27 protein-coding genes are annotated in these 19008 nt (G+C 62.0%); 20 read left to right on the top strand and 7 right to left on the bottom strand.

Going from position 1 to position 19008, the window contains the following annotated elements; genetic code table 11:
* Positions 1 to 27 precede the first annotated feature (27 nt).
* The 9 genes from PU133_RS13230 (at position 28) to PU133_RS13190 (ending at position 4559) form a co-directional block, all read left to right on the top strand.
* Positions 28 to 603, top strand: a complete 576-nt coding sequence (locus PU133_RS13230) for a hypothetical protein (RefSeq protein WP_404862078.1) — start codon at positions 28 to 30, stop codon at positions 601 to 603.
* Positions 604 to 607: 4 nt separating this feature from the next.
* Positions 608 to 964, top strand: coding sequence for a head decoration protein (locus PU133_RS13225; RefSeq protein ID WP_404862077.1), 357 nt, complete (start codon positions 608 to 610; stop codon positions 962 to 964).
* A 53-nt stretch (positions 965 to 1017) separates the two neighbouring features.
* On the top strand, positions 1018 to 2049 hold the full coding sequence (locus PU133_RS13220; RefSeq protein WP_404862076.1) for a major capsid protein: 1032 nt from the start codon (positions 1018 to 1020) through the stop codon (positions 2047 to 2049).
* Between the two features lie 117 nt (positions 2050 to 2166).
* Positions 2167 to 2520 carry a hypothetical protein gene (locus PU133_RS13215; protein ID WP_404862075.1) on the top strand — a complete coding sequence of 118 codons (354 nt, stop codon included), beginning with the start codon at positions 2167 to 2169 and terminating at the stop codon, positions 2518 to 2520.
* Positions 2517 to 2849, top strand: coding sequence for a hypothetical protein (locus PU133_RS13210; RefSeq protein WP_404862074.1), 333 nt, complete (start codon positions 2517 to 2519; stop codon positions 2847 to 2849). Before PU133_RS13215 ends, PU133_RS13210 begins: the two co-directional genes overlap by 4 nt.
* A 14-nt stretch (positions 2850 to 2863) precedes the next feature.
* The gene (locus PU133_RS13205; RefSeq protein WP_404862073.1) at positions 2864 to 3193 is read left to right on the top strand and encodes a hypothetical protein; all 330 of its coding nucleotides are present in this window, start codon (positions 2864 to 2866) and stop codon (positions 3191 to 3193) included.
* Positions 3193 to 3654, top strand: coding sequence for a hypothetical protein (locus tag PU133_RS13200; RefSeq protein ID WP_404862072.1), 462 nt, complete (start codon positions 3193 to 3195; stop codon positions 3652 to 3654). The genes PU133_RS13205 and PU133_RS13200 overlap by 1 nt, the downstream gene beginning before the upstream one ends.
* Positions 3655 to 3714: 60 nt before the next feature.
* Complete coding sequence (locus PU133_RS13195) at positions 3715 to 4131, top strand: phage tail tube protein (RefSeq protein WP_404862071.1); 417 nt, start codon at positions 3715 to 3717, stop codon at positions 4129 to 4131.
* Entirely contained in the window at positions 4131 to 4559 is a 429-nt protein-coding gene (locus PU133_RS13190; protein ID WP_404862070.1) for a hypothetical protein, read from the top strand. Before PU133_RS13195 ends, PU133_RS13190 begins: the two co-directional genes overlap by 1 nt.
* Positions 4560 to 4573: 14 nt before the next feature.
* On the opposite strand, the gene PU133_RS13185 is transcribed toward PU133_RS13190, so the two are convergent.
* Entirely contained in the window at positions 4574 to 5509 is a 936-nt protein-coding gene (locus tag PU133_RS13185) for a hypothetical protein (protein WP_404862069.1), read from the bottom strand.
* 33 nt (positions 5510 to 5542) lie between these two features.
* Between PU133_RS13185 and PU133_RS13180 the strand changes: the two genes are divergently transcribed.
* The 3 genes from PU133_RS13180 to PU133_RS13170 are packed head-to-tail and all read left to right on the top strand — an operon-like array spanning position 5543 to position 8039.
* Positions 5543 to 6733 (top strand): hypothetical protein, encoded by a 1191-nt coding sequence (locus PU133_RS13180; protein ID WP_404862068.1) that lies wholly within the window; start codon positions 5543 to 5545, stop codon positions 6731 to 6733.
* Between the two features lie 2 nt (positions 6734 to 6735).
* Positions 6736 to 7374 (top strand): hypothetical protein, encoded by a 639-nt coding sequence (locus PU133_RS13175; protein ID WP_404862067.1) that lies wholly within the window; start codon positions 6736 to 6738, stop codon positions 7372 to 7374.
* Entirely contained in the window at positions 7374 to 8039 is a 666-nt protein-coding gene (locus tag PU133_RS13170) for a hypothetical protein (protein ID WP_404862066.1), read from the top strand. The genes PU133_RS13175 and PU133_RS13170 overlap by 1 nt, the downstream gene beginning before the upstream one ends.
* A gap of 11 nt (positions 8040 to 8050) precedes the next feature.
* Here PU133_RS13170 and PU133_RS13165 read toward each other — a convergent pair whose 3' ends face one another.
* Positions 8051 to 8305, bottom strand: coding sequence for a hypothetical protein (locus PU133_RS13165; protein ID WP_404864611.1), 255 nt, complete (start codon positions 8303 to 8305; stop codon positions 8051 to 8053).
* Here PU133_RS13165 and PU133_RS13160 point away from each other — a divergent pair.
* Genes PU133_RS13160 through PU133_RS13145 form a run of 4 tightly spaced genes read left to right on the top strand, consistent with a single transcriptional unit; the run spans position 8189 to position 14131 of the window.
* On the top strand, positions 8189 to 8473 hold the full coding sequence (locus PU133_RS13160; RefSeq protein ID WP_404864536.1) for a GNAT family N-acetyltransferase: 285 nt from the start codon (positions 8189 to 8191) through the stop codon (positions 8471 to 8473). The genes PU133_RS13165 and PU133_RS13160 overlap by 117 nt on opposite strands.
* 21 nt (positions 8474 to 8494) lie before the next feature.
* On the top strand, positions 8495 to 13576 hold the full coding sequence (locus tag PU133_RS13155) for a phage tail protein (protein WP_404862065.1): 5082 nt from the start codon (positions 8495 to 8497) through the stop codon (positions 13574 to 13576).
* Between the two features lie 48 nt (positions 13577 to 13624).
* Entirely contained in the window at positions 13625 to 13867 is a 243-nt protein-coding gene (locus PU133_RS13150; RefSeq protein ID WP_126010566.1) for a hypothetical protein, read from the top strand.
* Positions 13868 to 13897: 30 nt separating this feature from the next.
* Complete coding sequence (locus PU133_RS13145; protein WP_404862064.1) at positions 13898 to 14131, top strand: hypothetical protein; 234 nt, start codon at positions 13898 to 13900, stop codon at positions 14129 to 14131.
* Here PU133_RS13145 and PU133_RS13140 read toward each other — a convergent pair.
* Together PU133_RS13140 and PU133_RS13135 are read right to left on the bottom strand one after the other, a co-directional pair.
* On the bottom strand, positions 14122 to 14493 hold the full coding sequence (locus tag PU133_RS13140) for a hypothetical protein (RefSeq protein ID WP_404862063.1): 372 nt from the start codon (positions 14491 to 14493) through the stop codon (positions 14122 to 14124). The two genes, PU133_RS13145 and PU133_RS13140, sit on opposite strands and share 10 nt — an antisense overlap.
* On the bottom strand, positions 14490 to 14933 hold the full coding sequence (locus tag PU133_RS13135; protein ID WP_404862062.1) for a hypothetical protein: 444 nt from the start codon (positions 14931 to 14933) through the stop codon (positions 14490 to 14492). The genes PU133_RS13140 and PU133_RS13135 overlap by 4 nt, the downstream gene beginning before the upstream one ends.
* Before the next feature lie 99 nt (positions 14934 to 15032).
* Here PU133_RS13135 and PU133_RS13130 point away from each other — a divergent pair, with 99 nt between their 5' ends.
* Genes PU133_RS13130 through PU133_RS13120 form a run of 3 tightly spaced genes read left to right on the top strand, consistent with a single transcriptional unit; the run spans position 15033 to position 16953 of the window.
* On the top strand, positions 15033 to 16193 hold the full coding sequence (locus PU133_RS13130) for an N-acetylmuramidase domain-containing protein (RefSeq protein WP_404862061.1): 1161 nt from the start codon (positions 15033 to 15035) through the stop codon (positions 16191 to 16193).
* Positions 16193 to 16663 (top strand): hypothetical protein, encoded by a 471-nt coding sequence (locus PU133_RS13125; RefSeq protein WP_404862060.1) that lies wholly within the window; start codon positions 16193 to 16195, stop codon positions 16661 to 16663. The genes PU133_RS13130 and PU133_RS13125 overlap by 1 nt, the downstream gene beginning before the upstream one ends.
* On the top strand, positions 16648 to 16953 hold the full coding sequence (locus PU133_RS13120) for a hypothetical protein (RefSeq protein ID WP_404862059.1): 306 nt from the start codon (positions 16648 to 16650) through the stop codon (positions 16951 to 16953). The genes PU133_RS13125 and PU133_RS13120 overlap by 16 nt, the downstream gene beginning before the upstream one ends.
* Here the strand turns inward: PU133_RS13120 and PU133_RS13115 are convergent, their stop codons facing one another.
* The 3 genes from PU133_RS13115 to PU133_RS13105 form a co-directional block, all read right to left on the bottom strand.
* Entirely contained in the window at positions 16954 to 17340 is a 387-nt protein-coding gene (locus tag PU133_RS13115) for a hypothetical protein (RefSeq protein ID WP_404862058.1), read from the bottom strand.
* Positions 17341 to 17368: 28 nt separating this feature from the next.
* Complete coding sequence (locus PU133_RS13110; protein ID WP_404862057.1) at positions 17369 to 17515, bottom strand: hypothetical protein; 147 nt, start codon at positions 17513 to 17515, stop codon at positions 17369 to 17371.
* Positions 17516 to 17785: 270 nt separating this feature from the next.
* The gene (locus tag PU133_RS13105; RefSeq protein WP_404862056.1) at positions 17786 to 18172 is read right to left on the bottom strand and encodes a thermonuclease family protein; all 387 of its coding nucleotides are present in this window, start codon (positions 18170 to 18172) and stop codon (positions 17786 to 17788) included.
* A gap of 575 nt (positions 18173 to 18747) precedes the next feature.
* Here PU133_RS13105 and PU133_RS13100 point away from each other — a divergent pair.
* Positions 18748 to 19008 (top strand): hypothetical protein, encoded by a 261-nt coding sequence (locus tag PU133_RS13100; RefSeq protein ID WP_404862055.1) that lies wholly within the window; start codon positions 18748 to 18750, stop codon positions 19006 to 19008.

Raw genomic sequence — 19008 nt, 5'->3', positions numbered from 1 at the left:
ATACTTCCCAAAACCCAGGAGACTTGGATGTCGCTCATGAGCGCAATCCGGGCCGCAACGCGCGGTACCGGCCGAAACCGTCTGTCCGAAGAGGAAGACGACGACGTCATGCAGGATGACGAGCAGGAAGCTCGCGCCAACGAGGACGAAGATCCCGTAGCCGAAGAGGACGATGACACGTCGGCTGAAGACGAGGAGGAGACATCCGCAGAGGATGATGAGGACGATCCCTCTGCCGAGGATGACGAGACCGACGAGAAGTCGATGTCGGCGCGCGATCGCCGGCTCATTGCGGCGGAGCAGAAGCGGATCGCTACTATCCTGACGCACCCGGGCGCGGAGGCCTTTCCGAAGCTCGCGGCAAAGCTCGCCTTCAGTGCCGACCACCGCATGCCAGCAAAAAAGGCCTGCGCGCTGCTCAGTCTCGACGGCCAGTCGAAAGGCAAGGGTGGGAAGGGCCGCCTCGGCGAACGCATGCAAGGCAAAAGCCCGAAGATCGGCGCCGGCAATGGCGGGCGCCAGCCCAACGACCGGCAGCTTCTGATTGCCGGTGTTCGCAACACCATCTCGGCCATGCACGGCCGGAAGTCCCAGGAGGGCTAATCCCATGGCTGAAGCCACCTTCGCTCCGAACGATCTTCTCGTCTCCGATGTCCAGGTCGTGACCCGCAACATCACGATCGCCCAAGGTCAGGACCTGCCGCGTGGCGCAGTCCTCGGCCGCGTTACTGCAACCGACAGCTACGTGCTTTCGGCTTCGGCCGCGGTCGACGGTTCGGAAGATCCTGCGCTTGTTCTCGCGTTCGACGTCGATGCCACCGCCGCACCGGTCGTCGCAGCCGCCTATGCCGGCGGAGCGTTCGACAGCACGAAGCTGACGCTCGGCGCCGGCCATACGCCAGCAACCGTTGAGGCCGCCTTCCGGGCGTCCGGCGCAGCGCTCTTCGTCCGCGTCCTGAAATAGCAGCATCGGCACCCGCGTCGCCGCATCAAACTTCTCACAGGGGAATACCACCCATGCCCGATATCCTTCTCAATACGGCCGAACTGATCCAGGTTCTGCCGCCACGCGACCGATCGGAGGCGTTTCTTCGCGATACTCTTTTCGGCACGACCGTGCTCTCCGACAGCGAAGAGATCATCTTCGACCGCATCTTGCCCGACCGCGAGCTCGCGCCCTTCGTCCATCCGGATGTTCCGGGCAAGGATTCTGCCAATCGCGGCTTCAAGGCGACCAGCTTCACGCCTGCCTACGTCAAGCCTCAGAATACGCTTCGCCCCCGTCAGAACATGATCCGCATGCCCGGCGAACGGCCGGCCGGCGAGATGACGCCGGCGCAACGCTACGCCTACAATCTCGCCGTCATGGTCGACGACCAGGATCTGCGCATCACCCGCCGTGAAGAGGCCATGTGCTCGCAGGTCATCCGTACCGGCCAGGTGATCGTGCAGGGCGAGGACTATCCGACCCAGACCGTGAATTTCGGGCGGGATCCTGCTCTCAGCATCGCTTTGGCGGGTGCCGCCCGTTGGGGCGAGGCGAACGTCGATCCGTTCGACGACATCGAGCTTTGGGTTCAGCTTCTCGGTGACACCGATGGCTTCACGGCCCGCGAAGTCCTCCTCGGTCCCGGGGCCGCCGGCTACCTGAAGCGCAGCCCGCGATTCCTCGAAGCGCTCGACAATCGCCGCGCCGATGGCGGTCTTTTCCAGCTCGGGCCGGTCTCGACCGGTGCTGAGGGGCGCTATCATACGGTGCTCGGCACGATCGGACAGCTCACCTTCGTCCAGTATTCGCAGCCCTACACCGAGGCCGGCGTGAAAAAGAACTTCTGGCCGGGCTACGGCGTCGGCGTCCTCGATCCGTTCGGCTTCATGGGCCACTTCGCCTATGGCGCGATCCTCGACAACGAGGTGCTTGTCTCGATCGAGCGTTATCCGGACATGTGGACCGAGAAGAACCCCTCGCGCACGATCGTCCAGACCCAGTCGGCACCGTTGCCGATCGCGCCTGAACCCAACGCGTCGCTCTTCGCCCTGGTTCGCTAAGGCGCCCCGACAGAGAGCTTCCCCCATCATTCCAGTGCAATCCTTGGCGTGCGGGGTCTCTCCCGCTCGCCGAGGCTGCGCATAGCAAGGACGAGCCAGACAATGTCGAAGAAAACAGTGAAGCTGAACGTGCAGGTAAAACTTGCCAAGAAAACGTACCATCCGGGCGAACCTGTCCCGGTGGGCGGAAAGGACGGCCTGTCCGATGATGATGTCAGCCGTCTGACTGAGAGTTTTGGCCTCTATGTCGGCGACGCCGTCATCGGCACCCCAGCCGAAACCTCCGATGCAGATATCGCAGATCGCGATCGCCGCATCGCGGTGCTCGAGGCTGAGAAGGCCGAAGCATTGGAAGGGCTGAGGACGGCGAGGGATGAGACGGAAGCCCTCAAGGGGCAGCTCGCTGAAGCTGAGGCGGACACCGGCGTGCTTGCCGCGCGCGTCAAGGAACTGGAAGCCGCCGCACAATGATCCCGCCGCGGCCAACCGTGTTCGATGGCATGGGGGCGGCCATCACGGCCGCCTTCGGCAATGTCGACGCCGTGTTCACGATCGACGGCGTCAGCCAGCCAGCGGTCAGGGCTTTGTTGCGGCAACGTCGCGACATCGATCTGGGCGACGAAGGCGGACAGGCGATCGAGGGAACGCGTCACACCTTGGCGGTCGATGCTCGGCTGCTTGCCGTTCCGCCCGTCACCGGTCGCGACAGCGTGACGATTTCCGGCATCACCTATCGCATTGGCAACCGCCTCGACGATGGCCGCGCGATGCTGCGCTTCATCCTCGATGGCGACATCTGACAAAGGACCTGACCATGAGTGACAATGAAAGCAAATCAGCTTCGCTGGCGGCGCTACCGGCCGGTGCCGCAGCGAGCGCCAACGCGAGCATGCCGGTTGCCGAGCTGGCCAAAGCTCTTGCCTCGGATGGCGAGGGCCCGGCCAAGAAGAAAGCGCGTCAGAACTTCTCCGAGATCGCCGGCGCGCGGATCTGGGAACAGCTTCCGACGCAGTTGAAGACGGCAGCCCGCCTCGATGCGCGACGTCTTGTCGGCCAGCAGCGCGGACTGTTCGACAAGCTCATCGACTCCGGCTATTCCCGGCGCGCGGCCGATCAACTTCTGTCGGACATCGGCCGAAGCTGATGCATCGTCGCTCGCAGATCTTCGGTGCTGTGAAGGGGAAGCTATCGGCAATCCCGAACTTCGCCGCCGCCGGCAAGGTTGAACGCGGGCGGGTGCGCGCAATCCCGCAGGAGATGCTGCCTGCGATCACGCTGACCTGGGCCGATGCGGGCGAGCGCTCCGAGGTCCGACCTATGGCCAATGCGGCCGGGGCAGACGGATATGACCGCCGCCTGGCACTGTCGATCATCGTCCACCTGCGAGATCTCGACCCGGAGGCGGAATTCGACCGGATCTGCGTCGACGTCGAAAGAGCGATGGGCGAGGCCATCACGCTCGACGGCAGCGCGATCGAAGCTCTGCTCCAGGCCACTGAATTTTTCGTCGACCGCGAGACTGGCCTGCCGCTTGGTGTCGGGCGCCTGGTCTACGCCACACACTACACGACGCTCGCTTCCGATCCGGAAGCCGCTGCGCTTTAGGCGCTCGCAAGCGCAACTGACAGCACCCCATTCCATCACCTGTCTCACAAGGAGCCAACCATGCCGCTTCTCGGCCGAAATTTGACCATTTCCCGATCCGATGGCGCCGGCGCCTTCGTCCTCGTCTGCATCACCGAGCAGCGTTCGCTCGAGATCAACAATGAGGAGATCGACATCACGAAGCCATCCTGCACCAATCCGGGCGGGCCGCTGCATGCCGCATTCATGTACGGGATCCAGACGATCCGCTTTACCGGCAACGGCGCGTTCGTCGACGACACGACCTTGCGGCAGCTGGTTGCCGACAGCGTCAACCAGGTCACCGAGACCTACCAGGTGTCGGCGCCGGGCGTCGGAACATTCGAAGGGGACGCGCTCTTCTCGATCACGCTTTCCGGCGAAAAGACGGGCGAGCTGCAGGGCGATTTCCGGTTCGTCATGTCGGGTGACGTCGCCTTCGAGGCGTTGGTGCCGTGATGGAAGCGAACGTCCTGAGAGGCGAGGCACCGCTTCGGATCGGCACCACCGACATCGTTATCGCTGTCGAGTTCGGACGTCTGGCCAAACTGTCCCGGGCGCTCGCCTGTGATTCCATGGACGAGCTCTATCGTCGGCTTCTCGGTTTCGAGCCCTACACGGTTGCCTGCGCAATTCGCATTCTGACGATCCACGCCGATCAGGACGAAGCCGACCGACTGGCGCTTGCCGCGATTCAGCAATTGTCTTCCGCAGAGCAAGAAGCGTGGCGTGTTGCGATCGAAGCCGCGCTGACCGCCCATCTGGAAAAAGGCAGAAGCGTGCGCGAGTCCGTGCCGCTCGTCGAAGACGTAGAGATGATGGTTCGCCAGGCCGAACAGGCGATGGACCAAGGGGGCGGCGGCAGCGCGAGGGCAAAAAAGCCCTGAGCTCGAGCGACGTCTCAATCGCAGATCGCCTGGGCGTGATGTTTCGCGTCGCCACATCCCCCAAGGGCTTTGCCTGGTCGCCTGCCACGTTCTGGGCAGCGACGTTCGCCGAATACGCTCTCGCCATGGAAGGTGCGGCCGGTCGCTTCGATCCAGCACCGATCGTCTCGCGTCAGGACATGGCGTTTCTCGCCCGCGTCCACGGCAAGCGCCCCTCCATCCGCAGTTCCAAAAATTGAAGGCGACCTCCGATGCCTCGTCCCGATATCACGGCTCACATCGATGCCAACGCGCGCGGCTTCCACGATGCGCTGCGCCGCGTCCGATCCGATTCCGACAAGACCGGCCAGGCCGCTGCGCGATCCTTCGCCAACATCACTGCGAAAATTCGCGGTGGCGCCGCGGGGCTCGCGGGTGCGGCTGGTCTTCCGGTCACACTGAGCGTCGCGACCCTGGGTGCTGCTGCGGCGGGTCTTCGGCAAGTGGCATCGAGCCTCGCGCTGGTCGGCGATGAAGCCCGCCGTGCAGGTCTGGATGTGGAGGCATTCCAGGAGCTTAAATATCTCGCCGAGCAAAACCGGATCGGGGTGGACAGCCTCACCGACGGCATCAAGGAGCTGAGCCTTCGTGCCGATGAGTTCATCACGACAAGCAAGGGATCGGCGGCCGAGGCCTTCCAGCGTCTCGGATACACGGCCGAAGAACTGCGGACCAAGCTGGAACGCCCCAATGAGCTGTTCCTCGAGATCATCGGGCGTCTTCAGCAGCTCGATCGCGCCGCGCAGATCCGCGTTGCTGACGAAATCTTTGGCGGAACCGGCGGCGAACGGTTTGTGCAGCTCATCGATCAGGGAGAGCAGCGTCTTCGAGACACCATCGATACCGGTCGACAGCTGGGCGCCGTTCTTGACGAAGAACTGATCCAGCGGGCTGACGAGCTTGATCGTCAATTTGGGGTCGTTGCCAGCACCGTCGGATCTACGTTGCAGAAGGCGATCATTCTTGCGGCCAGTGCCCTTGGACGATTCATCGACAGCTTTCAGGAATTCGAAAACCGTCAGACGAGCTCTCTCCAGACGCGGCTGACCGACATCAGCAAAGAGCGTCTCGATATCGAGAACCGCATTCTGCAGGCGCGGGAAGATCAGGCCAGCCTCAGCGAGAACGCTCGATCCCTTGGCTTCGGTGAAAGGGGTGATGGCGACATTCGGCGGATGCGGGAGGAAAGTGACGCTCTCCTTCAGCAGGAACGCGAGATCCTCACCATCATCGAGGAGCGCCGCAAGGCCGCCTCATCGACCAGAACGGAGTTGCCGGATTTCGTACCGCCTGAGACGCCCGAAAACTCAGGTCGGAGCAGGGCGCCTGACACCAGCAGCATCGAACGTGAGCGAGATGCGGTACGCAAGCTGATCGCAGATCTGCAGGAAGAGCTCACGCTCGTCTATGCCACAGAAGAAGCCAAGCGCGCAGCAGCGTCGTCGCGTCAGGCAGGCGCGGCGGCGACCGATGAAGAGCGCCGGCAGGTCGTCGCCCTCAACGAGCAGATCTATCGCGAGACCGAAGCGCTCGAAGCCGTCGAGGCTGCACGTAAGGATTTTGCCGATGGCATGGATCAACTGTCGACCGACGCGGTCGACGCGCTCGGCAATGTGATTGCGGGCACGGAAGACGCGGCCGATGCATTCAAGAAGCTCGCCATCGAAATCGTGAAGTCAGCTTTGACGGGGAAGGGCGCGTATTCCGATCTCTTCGCCGCCCTCGGTAAGGGCGGCGGCAACGGGGGCGGTGGAGGTGTCGGTGGTCTGCTTTCAGCGATCTTCGGCGGAGCCCCTGCCTTCAAGACGAACACCACTTACGGCAGCTTCATCGGTGCGCCGGGCTTTGCCAACGGCACCGACAGTGCTCCGGGCGGCCTGGCCTGGGTGGGTGAACGCGGCAAAGAGCTCGTCAATCTGCCGCGGGGATCGCAGGTGATTGCGAACCATGATCTGTCGGGGCTGGGTGGTTCGTCCATCAGCGCGCCCGTGTCGATCTCGATCGACGCGCGCGGCGCGGACAGCGAGGGCTTGGCGCGCGTCCAGGGACAGCTTTCCCGGCTGGAGGCAGAGCTGCCGGCGCGCATCACGCGGCAAGTGCAGCAGATGCCGCGCGATCGGATCAAGGGATACTGATCATGGCGATCAGCTACCCCATGGACCTGCTGGCCGAGTTTCCCGGCTGGACGCCGGACTTCGATCTGTTCTGGCGGCGCGAGCAGAGCCGTACCGCTGGCGGTCGAACAATCGTCAAGGATATCGGCGGGCCGCTTTGGCGGCTTTCGGCAGTGTCGCGGACGCTCACGATCAATGAGCTCGACGCCTGGCGGGCTCGCCTCGACGCGCTCGAAGACGGGCTTCAGACGTTTCGCGGCTACTCCATGTCGCGCTGCTATCCGATCGCGCACCCGAACGGCGCGTGGCCAACGGGCGAGGCCTTCTCGGGCGCTGCCACGATCGGCAGCGTCGGCGCGAACCGTAAGGCCGTTTCGCTCTCTGGTTTTCCCGAAGGCTATACGGTCTCGGTCGGCGATATGCTGCGGATCGGAGATCAAGATCTCCACCGGGTGATGGAGGCGCGGACCGTTACCGCGCTGGGTAACACGTCTTTGCTGGAAGTCCGGCCGCATCTTTGGCCTGGCGTCGCTGCCGGCGTCCCGGTATCGGTGCTTCGACCTTACTGCATCATGGCAATCGAGCCAGGTTCGATCGTTTCGCCGGCCGATCCTTCGACCGGTCGCGGTTCCATCAGCTTCCGCGCGGTGGAGGCTCGCTGATGCGGTCCGTCTCCCCAGAGGTTCTGGCTGCACTGCAGGCGCGTCGGCTGGTCGCCCGTGATTTTCTCTGGATCGTGGCACGCGACCGGGAAACCGGCGCGCTTGTTCCAGACGGTAACTGGTCGGGTCTCGGCAACGTCTCGGCCGAGATCATCCATCCGCTGACTGGCCTCGTGGAAAGCCGTGACTGGTATGGCTCCGGCACGCTGATCCAGATCAGCGACATTCCAGCCGTCAACAATCTGTCGGTTCAGGCTGTGACGATCCGGATCAGCCAGATCATCGACCGCGTCCAGGATCTTGTGCGCGGATACGACCTCAAGCAGGCACCGGTCGAAATCTATCGCGGGCTGTTCAATCCGGACACGCGCCAACTCGTGGCGCCGGCCTTCTGCCGCTTCATTGGCTTCGTCGATGTCGTCGAGATCAACACGCCGACCGAGAACAGCGAAGGCGGCGTCGATCTGCGATGCGTTTCGCATACGCAGGAGCTGACAAGGGCATCGACCGAGACGCGCAGCCATGAAAGCCAGAAGCTGCGCGATCCTGAAGACGAGTTCTGCCTCGATGCCTCGACGGCCGGTGAGTTCGAGATTTTCTGGGGCACAGTCAAGGGACGCGTGCCATCGGCGCCGAAACGCAAGAAGTTCCTCGGCATCTTCTGATGATCCGGCAATCAAGGATTGAGGATCGGCTGGCGGTCGTTGCCTTGCTGAAGCGGTTTCACGCGGCTGCCTCGCTGCCGTTCGACTTCAGCCCGGCTCACGCTGAGCGACAGTTCCTGGCCTATCAGGCGGCGCCGGATCGGCTCTGCCTGGTAATCGAGGGTGATGATCGTCCAGTGGGTGTTCTGATGGCGCACGCTGTCGATCATCCATTCGCTGCGATCCGCATGGCCGGTGAACTGTGCTGGTGGATCGATCCCGCCCATCGCGGCCGCTCCGCGCGTTCGATGATCGCTGCCTATGAGCAGTGGGCCGCGGGACAGGGCTGCACGATCATGTCGCTTGCCGGACTGGGGTCAGACCCGAAGCCGGCCGCACTCTATCAGAGGCTCGGCTACCAGCCGGCCGAACTGCATTTCTCGAAGACGCTTTAGTCTCCGCATCCAGGACAATTCATGGCCATTTTCTCGGGCATCGCAGCAGCGATCGGCACGGCGTTTAACGCTGTCTCGACCTTCATCGGCGGTCTCGGCACCATTGGCTCGTTCGTGCTCAAGACGGCCGTCGGCGTCGGCACAAGCCTGCTTGGCCAGGCGCTCGCCGGAAAGCCGGCAGAGCAGAAGTTCTCCGTCACGACCGAGCTGCAGGCCGGCGGCGACCTGCCGCGCTCGATCATCTTCGGCTACACGGCAACCGCCGGCTCGCTCCAATATGCGAACACCTGGGGCCGGCTTGGCGAGACCGACAACGCCTTCCTGACGCAGGTGATCCAGCTTGCCGACTATCCCGTGCAGGATCTGGTCGAGCTTTGGGTCAACGGCGAGCTCTGCACAATCGGCGAGACGCCGCATCCGGAATATGGCTTTCCGGTCACCGAGTACTTCAAGGACGGTCACGACAATCTGTGGATCCGGTTCTACGACGGTACCCAGACCGCAGCCGATCCGTTTCTCGTGTCGCGCGTGTCGAGCGCCAACCGGCCCTATAGCGACAAGCGCGTCGGCCGCGGCATCCCTTACGTCGTCGTCACGTCGCTGGTCACGAAGAACCTCTTCTCCGGCATTCCGTCCTTCCGCTTCGGCCTGCATGGAGCAAAGCTCTATGATCCGTCACGCGACAGCACTGTTGGCGGCGTGGGTTCGCATCGCCGGGGCGATCCATCAACCTGGGGCGGGGACGGGGATTTTCTGCCGGCGGTGCAGCTCTACGCACTTCAGAGCGGTATCACCTATGGTGGCGAGTGGCTCTATGGCCTTCAGAACATGGCCGCCGGGCAATTTCCGGTCTCGCACTGGATCGGCCAAATCGAGAAGTGCCGCGCGGGCATCGAAAGCGCCGACGGCACCGTCCCGACCTATCGCTCCGGCGGTGAGGTGGAGGTCAACGTCGCGCTCGGAGAAGCGATCGACGCCTTCCTGACGGCGTGCCAAGGCAAGGTCTCCGAGATCGGCGGCGTCTACAAGCTGCACCTGGGTGCGCCTGACGCGCCGGTCATGTCGTTCACCGACGACGAAATCCTTTCGACGGAAGAGCAAAGCTTCACGCCGTTCTTCGGACTCGCTGACACGATCAACGGCATCTCGGCACGTTATCCGTCGCCGGCCGATGGCTGGAACATGAAGGTTGCGCCGCCGCTCTATCGCGCGGATCTGGAGGCGCTCGCCGGCAATCGCCGCCTGATGGCCGATGTCTCGCTCGACTTCGTGCCCTATGCCGAGCAGGTACAGCGGCTGATGAAGTCGGCGCTGGAGGAAGCGCAGCGTGCCCGCCGGCACACCTTCGTGCTGCCACCCGCGTTCTGGCCGCTCGAGCCGGGCGATATCGTCGCCTGGACGAGCGCGCGTAACGGCTATGTGAACAAGCTCTTCCGCGTCGATGGCGTCGTCGATCGCGCCAACCTCGATGTCATGGTCGATCTGACGGAAGTCGATCCGGCCGACTATGACTGGAACAGCGGTGCCGAGTTCAAGCCGCCGGTCTCAGGTTCTCTCGGGCCTGTGCGTCCGACGCCGCAGGTCATCGTCGACTGGTTTGCGCAGGCCTGGCAGATCAACGACGCGAGCGGCACGGGCCGGCGACCAGCGATCCGCCTTTCGTGGGACGGCAACCAGCCCGACGTCGATGCCGTCGCCTTCGAGGTTGCTCTCGCCGAGACACTGGAGGTCATCTATCGCGGCCGGACCGACGAACCGGAAGCCGGCGCGATCGTCATCTCGCAGGGGCTGTTGCCGATCGAGGACTATCTCGTGCGTGGTCGCTACGTGCCGCGCTCTGATCGTGACACGGCCTGGTCAGGCTGGTTGTCAGTCCGCACTCTCAACATCGCCTTTACCGGCAGCGACATTCTCGACGCGACGATCACCGAGCTAAAGCTTGCCGATCGCGCCGTCTCCTCGGCGAAGATCCAGGTGGCGGCCGTCATCCAGGAGTTGATTGCATCGAATGCGGTGGTGGCCTCGAAGATCGCGGATCTTGCCATCACGCAGCAGAAAGTCGCAGACAACGCGATCAGCGTGAACAAGATCCTGAACGGTGCGGTGACCGCTGCGAAGATCCAGGACGCCGCGATCACGCTGACGAAGTTCGCGTCGGGGCTCCGCCCGGTCGAGAATTTCTCCGGAAGCCTGCCCGCGACCGGCAACAGTGAAGGCCGCGTCGGCACACTCAATGGGCAGCTCTACCGTTTCACCGACGGCGGATGGACTAAGGCAGTTGAAGCCGTCGACATCAGCGGCGAGCTGGTCAGCGCCCAGATCGCCAACAGCGCCGTTACCCAGGCGAAGATCGCGGCAGCGGCCATCGATGCGAGCCGGCTTCAGAACAACGCCGTCACCGAGCTGAAGATCGCGACCGACGCGGTCACTGCTGCAAAGCTTGCGACCGGCTCGGTGCTAACCGACAAGCTTGCCGACAATGCCGTCGTGCTTGCCAAGCTTGCATCCAATTCCGTGGATGCCGCGAAGCTGGTCAACGGCGCGGTTACCCAGCTGAAGATCGCGCTGAATTCGATCAACTCGGACCGGATCGTCGACGGCACCATCATCGAAACGAAGATCGCCGGGAATGCCGTGACGACGGGCAAGATCGCGGCCAACTCCGTCACATCGGCAGAGATCGCTACCAACGCCGTCGTTGCGGGAAAGATCGCAGCCGGGGCAGTGACCGCGATCGCGATCCTGGCCGGCGCAGTGACCGCCGATGCCGTTGCTGCCAACGCGATCACGACCGCCAAGATTGCAGCTGCGGCCGTCACGGCCAATGAGCTGGCCGTAGGTTCGGTCATTGCGGGCAAGATCGCCGCCAACGCCGTGACGACTGCGTCGATCGCGGCGGGTGCGGTGACAGCGAATGAGATCGCTGCCAATGCTGTCGTGGCGGGTAAGATTGCGGCCGATGCCATTTCAGCACGCGAAGTCGTCATCTCCGACTTTGAAAACCTCGTGCCTGACAGCAGCCTGACGTCGGTCGCCTCCTGGATCTACAGCACTGAAATCAACTTCACCGCCAACTCGAATGTCGCCGCCTTCAAGAATCCGGTGGTTGCCCGGTTCAATCCAGCCGGCGGCGCCGTGGGCAGCTACGCGCAATTTCGATCGAAGCGATTCCCTGTTGAAAGCGGCGTCGAGTATCAGCAGATCTGCGACCTGTGGCGGGCAGGTGCGGGCGCCGCAACGGTCTGGGTGCGGCTAAACTACTACGACGCTTATGGCGACCTCGTCCCGAGTCCGAACTCTTATGCCACGACCTATGCGGGCACGATCGCCGCGGGCAGCGCGCGATTTGAGGCGACGCTGATCCCGCCCGGGACCGCCGCGTTTGCCGAGTTTGCCGTGTATTTCGAGCGTAGCCTGACAACTGCTCAGACAAATGTGACCTATATCGGCGTCTTCCGCCGGAAGAATGCCAACCTCATCGTCGACGGCGCGATTATAGCGGACAAGCTCGCGGCCAACGCCGTAGTCGCTTCGAAAATTGCGACCAACGCCATCACTGCCGACAAGATTGCAGCAAATGCGATCGTCGCGGGCAAGATCGCAGCCAACGCGGTGACGACTGCCACCATCGCTACCGGCGCAGTGACAGCAACTGAGATCGCCGCTGGCGCAGTTTCCGCAGCGAAGATGGCGATCGGGTTCGGCGGCAATCTCTTCTACAACACCGACTTCTCCCAGGACCTCGATCACTGGAACTTTGCCGCGACGGCCGATTGGGGTGGCAACGTCAATTTTCAGAAAAGGACGCTGGTCACGTCTTGGGGCGGACCTTCAGGCACAATGATGGTTCACCAGACCAACAATGTGTCATCGGGCTATTGCGACGTCCTGATCCGAAGAGAGATCGGCGCGCCGAACACGGGCGGGCTCTTAAACCGCGTGCCAGTGACGCCCGGTAAGACCTATGAGCTTTCGGCGCAGCTTTCGCTTCATCGCTGCAACGCGATCTTCTACCTGCAATGGTACGATGCCAGCAACGCTTCGATCACCGCGCCAAACACAGGCACGATTCCTGCCGGTAGCTTCTCTGCTACAGATCCCGACAGTTGGCCACGATACGGAGTGCGAGGCGTTGCCCCTGCGAATGCGGTGTCTGTTCGACCCATTATCCGGAAGCTGGGCACACTACCGGGCGATGCCGACAGCTATATGTTCGTCAACAAACCGATGCTCGCCGAAGTGCCAGCCAATGCGTCGGAGCTTGCGCAGTATGTGCCCGGTGGCGGCACGATGGTCGATAGCAACGGCATCGTCACCAATGCCGTCACTGCCGACAAGATCCTTGCGGCCTCGATCATCGCTGGCAAGATCGCCACCAATGCCGTCACGACGACGACAATCGCGGCCGGTGCAGTCACGGCCAACGAGCTGGCCGCAAACTCGGTCATCGCGGCCAAGATCGCCGCCGGCGCGATCCTCGCAGCGAGCATCGGCACCCATGCCGTCACGGCCGACAAGATCGCTGCCAATGCCGTGACGGCCGATAAGATCCTGGCCGGGTCAGTGACGGCTGCAAAGATCAGTGTCGGCAGCCTAGCGGCCATCAGCGCCGTTCTCGGAAATGTCGATATCTCAAATGCCAACATCGGCTCGCTGATCGTCGGTGAGAGCAATATCGGCTTCAAGTCGATGACCGAGCCGGCTGCGATATCGAATGCGGGTTCTTACTCGGGTCTAAGCCGCAACTATACAACTGTCGCGACATTGAACACGCCGAAGCTCGTCGGTGGCTTCGTCCAGGTCGATGGGTCCTTCACACTCTCGACAAACGGCGCAACAAGCAGCCGCACCAACATCCAGGCTCGAATTTTTCGTGTCGACACAGGGCAAGAGATTTGGGTGAGCCAGCTTTATACGCTGCAAGGTCAGAACCAGGGACCGAACAGCGCCAACGTCTCGATAGTCCGCGATTTTGCGATGGACACAGGGGAGAGCCCTGGATCATCGGGTCAGTACGTCCTTCAAATCCTCAACTCCAACATGGGCGGCACAGCGACGGCAAGCTGGAGCCTCGTAGGCAAGCTGCTGCTCTGGAAGAAATGAGCTCTGCCGCTCGCCAACCATTCACCCTCGAAACACAAAGGACCTCTGATGTCTGACAAGGCAAAGCGGCCGGCTGCCGACACGGCAGTCGTCGACGAACTGCAGCGCGTGATCGCGGCCAAGGATCAGGAGCTGGCGACCACCTATGCGCTGATCAACCATTACAAGCGCCGGGTCGACGATCTCGATGTGAAGCTGATCGAGACCGCGATGCAGCTGCACCGCACGCAGCAGGCCATCGGCGCGGTCGACCAAGGCAATGAAGCGCCGGCCGAAACCACCACCCACTGACGCTACGCGTCCGCAACTGGAGACTAGACCATGGAAACGAAGACTTATCGCGTGAAGATGACGGACGGCAGCGAAGTCGAACTGGCGAACGTCGTGAAGGCGAGGGCGGATGGCTCCGGCCGCCATTTCGAGATGGCAGATGGCGACGTCATTTCGTTCAATGATGGGCAGACGCTCTGGGCGATCCCGACCTCGGCCACGATGACGCAGCCGGCGCCAGTGACGACTGAGTCGGCCGCTGAAACCGATCCCGATCAGCCCTGACGAGCTTGCACCTGACGCAGCAACTCTGCCCGGCCTCGGTCGAAGTTGTTAGTATCGGGCTTCATGGCCTGGGGATCGAAGGGGCCATAAAAGCCTTCAAGGCGCTCCTGATACTCTGCCAGATGCAGATTGAACCGGACGTCGTTCAACGTGCGGGACGCCATGATCAAGAAAGCCACCCATTCTTTTGGTGGCCGGTCGCCTGGCAGGGCAGCGGCACGGCGGCATTCGATGGCTATTCGATGGGGAGTTCGTTCCTGAATGCGCCGATGCGCCTCAATGGCATCATCGCCCGGCATTGCCGGATGCAGCTGATCGGCGATCTCGTTCAAGATCGAGCGGATCTCGGTGTTCGCATTCATCGTATTTCCCCAGATCTCTGCGAAGCTGTCGGTGCCCACCGAACTTTGCCATCCAGATGCTCGAAATCATTTTCGATTTCGCCCCCCAGATAGCGCGCATGCGCCACTGTCTCGATGGACAGATCCTGGTTCGCTGCCAGATCGATTTCGGAGAAGGGGCCATAGTAAACCGCCAGGCGCTCCTGGAACTCGACCAAGTCAATCTTCAACTGGTCATCGGCTAAGGTGCGGGATGCTCCCAGTAGGAAGGCTACCCATTCCTTTATGAGGGGCTCTTTGCCCAATCGACCAGCAGCACGTCGACATTCGAAAGCTATGTGGCGTGCCGATCGATCCTCGGCGCTGACATGTGTTTGAAGTCGACCATCACCTTGCGCGGCTCGATCAAGTCGATCGGCCATCTCGGTCAAGATTGCGCGAATCTCGAAGTTCTCATTCATCCGAATTCCCCCGAAGCCCGGCGCAAGAGTAGCACCGGCTGAATTCCGCGCAACCCAGGCGCGTTATCGCTGGGCCATCCCCTATCTCTGGAGATTATCATGAGCGACTGGAATTCGTTCCGGGGCGCGGCTCGACGTCTGGATGACATCGATCTGCCGCGCATCGGTCATCGCATCGGCGTGGGCGAAGACGAGCTGCACGCCTTCATGGATGTGGAGGCGGCCGGCTCCGGCTTCGATCGGCAGGGCCGGCCGAAGATGCTGTTCGAGCCGCATGTCTTCTATCGCAACCTGGCGCCGGCCAGACGAACGAAGGCGGTTAAAGCGGGGCTCGCCTATGCCCGCTGGGGCGAGAAGCCATATCCGGGCGACAGCTATCCGCGACTGGTCGAGGCCATGGCGATCGACGAGACTGCGGCGCTCAAAGCGGCATCGTGGGGGCTTGGCCAGATCCTCGGCGAAAACTTCGCCATGGTTGGCTACGAAAGCCCGCAGGATATGGTCTGGGCTTTCATGGAAGACGAGGAGCATCATCTCGAAGCCATCGTCGACTTCCTAATCGCGGCCAAGCTCGACGATCACCTGCGCAATTATCGCTGGGAGGATCTGGCGCGCGGCTACAACGGGCCGGGTTATGCCAAGCACAACTACCACGGCCGCATGGCTGCGGCTTACGCCAAGTGGACGAAGATCCCGGACACGCACTGGGTGCCGGCCGTCGATGCTCTGCCGCCGATCGCCGTCAAGATGGTCTCGCCTAGCATGCGTGGCGCACCGGTGCGTGCGCTTCAGATGCGGCTACAACGCCTCGGGCACTATGCCGGCGCGGTCGACGGCGTCTTCGGGCCGGTCACCGATGCGGCACTCCGGTCCTTCCAGCGCTCCGCCGGCATCGTCGTCGATGGCTATGCCGGGCCGCAGACCTTCGCCGCGATCGAGGCGGCGCTCTCACCCGAACCCATCATCGTCAAAGAGGAGGCTGCGATGCCTGCACTCGCGTCCATCGGCCACAATGGGGGGCCTGCTCTCGAACCGCAGATGTCGGGGCCGCCGTCGCCGGTCCAACAGTCTGCCAAGGCTGTCGGCGCCGCGAAGTGGGCGGCGATCGCCGGCGCGCTCTGGACGGCCGTCGTTGCCGCCGATGTGCTGCCGCCGGCGTTCACGACGCCTGAGTTTATCGCGGCCGTCACGGCCGCGATTGGAGCCGTCGCCGGCGCTGTTGGTAGCTACCGCGCCCCAAAAAATGCGGAGCCGGGCTGATGGATGGCCAGAAGGTGAGGCACGATTCGATCCGTGCCTCGATCGAGGGGCTCTGGATCGAATATCTCTATGGCGACGGCTGGCGCTTGGTCGAGATCGTGCTCGGCCTTCAGATCTTGTCGCGCGCGTTCTCGATCCTGTTCTTGGGCGGGATGGCGGTCGGGTACTACCTGACCTTCCCCTTTGTCGATCACGCGCTTGCCTGGGGACTGCTCACGCTCGGCATCGGCGTCGCGCGCATCGCCGGCACCGTCATCAACGGGCGCTGGAAGCGATCGCCTCGGCTTCGCTGGTGCACCGGCGTGCTCGCGTTCGCCTATCAGGGCCTGCACTGCTTTTTCTTCTGGCAGCTCGGCCTCACCATCATCGCAAGCGGCTACCTGCTTTGGACCATCTTCGAGGCCATGGCGATCATTCGCTCCACGATCGACATCGCACGGAAAAGGAACGAGGGATGCCGCGCTGGCTGATCGAACTGCTGAACAATCCGGCCGCGGTCACAGCGTTGGGCAGTGCGCTCGTTGTGCCGCTTCTTACGCTGATCGGACTGGTGATCACCAAACGCGGGACCGCGCCGCCACCTCCTGCCTATGACGTTCGAGATCTACCGGACCATCCGCTGCTGGTCTCGACGAAGGTGCATCTTGGGGAGCCGGAGCTGGAGCTTCTGAAGGATGCGGCGGCGCGATCAAGGCGAATGGAGCGGCAGCTCGATCGCCTCATCGAGAAGATCGACCATGTGAACGATCGGCTGGATTGATTATCGGAATGGTGATGGTCGTTTTGCCCGGACCACCTCCCAGACCTTTGCGAGTTCTTCGACTGATGAAAAATGCTCCATCTTCCGCCCTTCCATGAATACTGAGGCGAGATCGAAGTTGCGGATAACGCCGTGCCGCCGCTCGCCAACCAGGCGACCGTTAGAGCTGCGGCGACGCACAGCCAGTGTCTGGCCCATCCACTCGGCCGTATTGGTGATCGTTGCGATGTCCGCTGAAGCTGCACGCGTGGTAATCGCCATATCAATTCTCTGATCGGGAAAGTCGGAAAGGCGGTCGTCTGCCGCCTTTCGGTTGATCTTCAAAGAGACGGTATGATGAGCAGCGCGGCCGTCGAGATGATCGCCGCCATCAGGAGAAGGACGCACGCCATTTTCACGTCCTGCGTTCGGCCGCTCACTGCGTCTGCGTTTCAGCCGGAATCGGGGCGGTCGCGTCTATGGGCGCGGTCGCATACCAGAAGTATCCGAAGACCACTGCAGCAAGGATGAGGATGCCACCCACGATGTTTTGCTGATTTTCGGGCGTTTGAATTTGGGTCATTGGGGATCGCCTTTGATAACGGAAGTTATGCCGCTCGCTTTCGCGACGGTTTAGGCTTCATGTTCTAGGCTTGGTGGCGGCACGAGTCTGACGTGCGGCGAGTCGATCGATGTGCTGTGGATGAGATATTCGACGACTAAAGATAGTCATAGCACACTATTGCTAGGACTATAGGCCAATTCGTTTGTTTGACCTTAGTGGCGAAGATGGTGAGGTTCGGCACCCTGACAGCTCAAACACCCGCTCGGTGCCTTGGGGCTTTTCGTCGTTCTACCGACCGCACCAGATATTGCCCTCATTGGGCCAGCGTTGCGCAAGGCCATCCTCGATCAGAACTTCGCCGGCATCGCGCCCATCAGCCAAGCGGATCGTGGCGAGCTCACGCCCATAGCGCCCAGATCGATCCAGCCACTGGATCTCATAGCCGCCTGCCATCAACTCCCGCAGTCGATCGGTCGCCATGTGGCCCAGTGCTCTCTCTTGCTCGCATTCTGGCCGGCTGATCTCCGGTGTGTCGATCCCCTCATATCTCCAATTGCGACCGCCTTCCCAGCCTGTGTCGCCATCTACGAGACAGGTCAGCTCCCGCTCGGCACGGTTCGGACCTGTGCAGTCCGGCAGCGTCATCAGCAGGGAGATCGTAAGGGCTTCAATCATGGGGCTTTCTGCACTCCCTCCAGCCGCGGTCGGCCGTGTGAATTGCCGGCTGGATTGAGACATTGCGAATGAGGTGAGAGCAAGCTTCGAATCAGCCGAACGATGCTCGGACCATATGACAGGCAGTCCGGCAGCGCTAACTCCAACCCGCCCTCAATGCCGATCTCATGTCGACCTGCTGATCAAAGCAATTAAAAACTAGGGTTTATTTGCAGAGCTAAAGTGCGTTTCAACAGATTGCTTCAGCCGATGTACAAGACAGGCTTGCAGGGCTCCAGATTATTCGCGAGCATTGGATGTTTTCAAAATGGAGCAACCCATGCAGACGTCCAATGTGACGCGAGAGTACATGGCTTCTATGTTGGCCGAACTTAAGTTGATGGCAAAGCGAGAAGGGCTCGACTATCTGGCTTACGTAGTGGCAATGGCGGAGGAGGAAGCCAGGTCACATGCCTCGACAGAGGCGCCAACGATTCAGGAAACATCGAGGAAAGCCGGAGCTTAACTTGCATTTACATTGAAAATCGATTGCACTGCGCACCGGGGGACGCGTAGACCGGTGGCGCACTGCGACAATGAATTTCAATGATGTTTCCGACTACCTGATGACGGTGGAAACCCCTGATGCTGAGCGCGGGGTAAGAGTTCATCGGTTGATCTTCGATCTCTTAAAGCATCCGACAGCCGCGCAAAGTGCTGCCGAGTTCGGGAGATCATTTCAGAAATTCGAACGGGCAACGATGGAACGTTGGGGCGACGTCGAAACCGTGCGGTTCCGTGCCCTAGAAGATCTGAGCCGCCTGCGACAAGCCGTGTCGGCCGGTGCAGAGGGCTAG

The sequence above is a fragment of the Georhizobium sp. MAB10 genome, from assembly GCF_045012825.1.
Lineage (GTDB): Bacteria > Pseudomonadota > Alphaproteobacteria > Rhizobiales > Rhizobiaceae > Georhizobium > Georhizobium profundi.
This window is presented reverse-complemented; position numbering and strand designations above follow the sequence as displayed.

What these genes read in the sequence shown, in the direction of transcription:
- PU133_RS13175 (WP_404862067.1), top strand. Translation starts at nt 6,736, where the DNA reads ATGGCGATCAGCTACCCCATGGACCTGCTGGCCGAGTTTCCCGGCTGG.
- PU133_RS13105 (WP_404862056.1), bottom strand. Translation starts at nt 18,172, where the DNA reads ATGATTGAAGCCCTTACGATCTCCCTGCTGATGACGCTGCCGGACTGC.
- PU133_RS13195 (WP_404862071.1), top strand. Translation starts at nt 3,715, where the DNA reads ATGCCGCTTCTCGGCCGAAATTTGACCATTTCCCGATCCGATGGCGCC.
- PU133_RS13205 (WP_404862073.1), top strand. Translation starts at nt 2,864, where the DNA reads ATGAGTGACAATGAAAGCAAATCAGCTTCGCTGGCGGCGCTACCGGCC.
- PU133_RS13100 (WP_404862055.1), top strand. Translation starts at nt 18,748, where the DNA reads ATGAATTTCAATGATGTTTCCGACTACCTGATGACGGTGGAAACCCCT.
- PU133_RS13170 (WP_404862066.1), top strand. Translation starts at nt 7,374, where the DNA reads ATGCGGTCCGTCTCCCCAGAGGTTCTGGCTGCACTGCAGGCGCGTCGG.
- PU133_RS13165 (WP_404864611.1), bottom strand. Translation starts at nt 8,305, where the DNA reads ATGGGCGGGATCGATCCACCAGCACAGTTCACCGGCCATGCGGATCGC.
- PU133_RS13220 (WP_404862076.1), top strand. Translation starts at nt 1,018, where the DNA reads ATGCCCGATATCCTTCTCAATACGGCCGAACTGATCCAGGTTCTGCCG.
- PU133_RS13110 (WP_404862057.1), bottom strand. Translation starts at nt 17,515, where the DNA reads ATGACCCAAATTCAAACGCCCGAAAATCAGCAAAACATCGTGGGTGGC.
- PU133_RS13155 (WP_404862065.1), top strand. Translation starts at nt 8,495, where the DNA reads ATGGCCATTTTCTCGGGCATCGCAGCAGCGATCGGCACGGCGTTTAAC.
- PU133_RS13145 (WP_404862064.1), top strand. Translation starts at nt 13,898, where the DNA reads ATGGAAACGAAGACTTATCGCGTGAAGATGACGGACGGCAGCGAAGTC.
- PU133_RS13190 (WP_404862070.1), top strand. Translation starts at nt 4,131, where the DNA reads ATGGAAGCGAACGTCCTGAGAGGCGAGGCACCGCTTCGGATCGGCACC.
- PU133_RS13225 (WP_404862077.1), top strand. Translation starts at nt 608, where the DNA reads ATGGCTGAAGCCACCTTCGCTCCGAACGATCTTCTCGTCTCCGATGTC.
- PU133_RS13230 (WP_404862078.1), top strand. Translation starts at nt 28, where the DNA reads ATGTCGCTCATGAGCGCAATCCGGGCCGCAACGCGCGGTACCGGCCGA.
- PU133_RS13200 (WP_404862072.1), top strand. Translation starts at nt 3,193, where the DNA reads ATGCATCGTCGCTCGCAGATCTTCGGTGCTGTGAAGGGGAAGCTATCG.
- PU133_RS13135 (WP_404862062.1), bottom strand. Translation starts at nt 14,933, where the DNA reads ATGAATGAGAACTTCGAGATTCGCGCAATCTTGACCGAGATGGCCGAT.
- PU133_RS13120 (WP_404862059.1), top strand. Translation starts at nt 16,648, where the DNA reads ATGCCGCGCTGGCTGATCGAACTGCTGAACAATCCGGCCGCGGTCACA.
- PU133_RS13150 (WP_126010566.1), top strand. Translation starts at nt 13,625, where the DNA reads ATGTCTGACAAGGCAAAGCGGCCGGCTGCCGACACGGCAGTCGTCGAC.
- PU133_RS13140 (WP_404862063.1), bottom strand. Translation starts at nt 14,493, where the DNA reads ATGAATGCGAACACCGAGATCCGCTCGATCTTGAACGAGATCGCCGAT.
- PU133_RS13210 (WP_404862074.1), top strand. Translation starts at nt 2,517, where the DNA reads ATGATCCCGCCGCGGCCAACCGTGTTCGATGGCATGGGGGCGGCCATC.
- PU133_RS13125 (WP_404862060.1), top strand. Translation starts at nt 16,193, where the DNA reads ATGGATGGCCAGAAGGTGAGGCACGATTCGATCCGTGCCTCGATCGAG.
- PU133_RS13130 (WP_404862061.1), top strand. Translation starts at nt 15,033, where the DNA reads ATGAGCGACTGGAATTCGTTCCGGGGCGCGGCTCGACGTCTGGATGAC.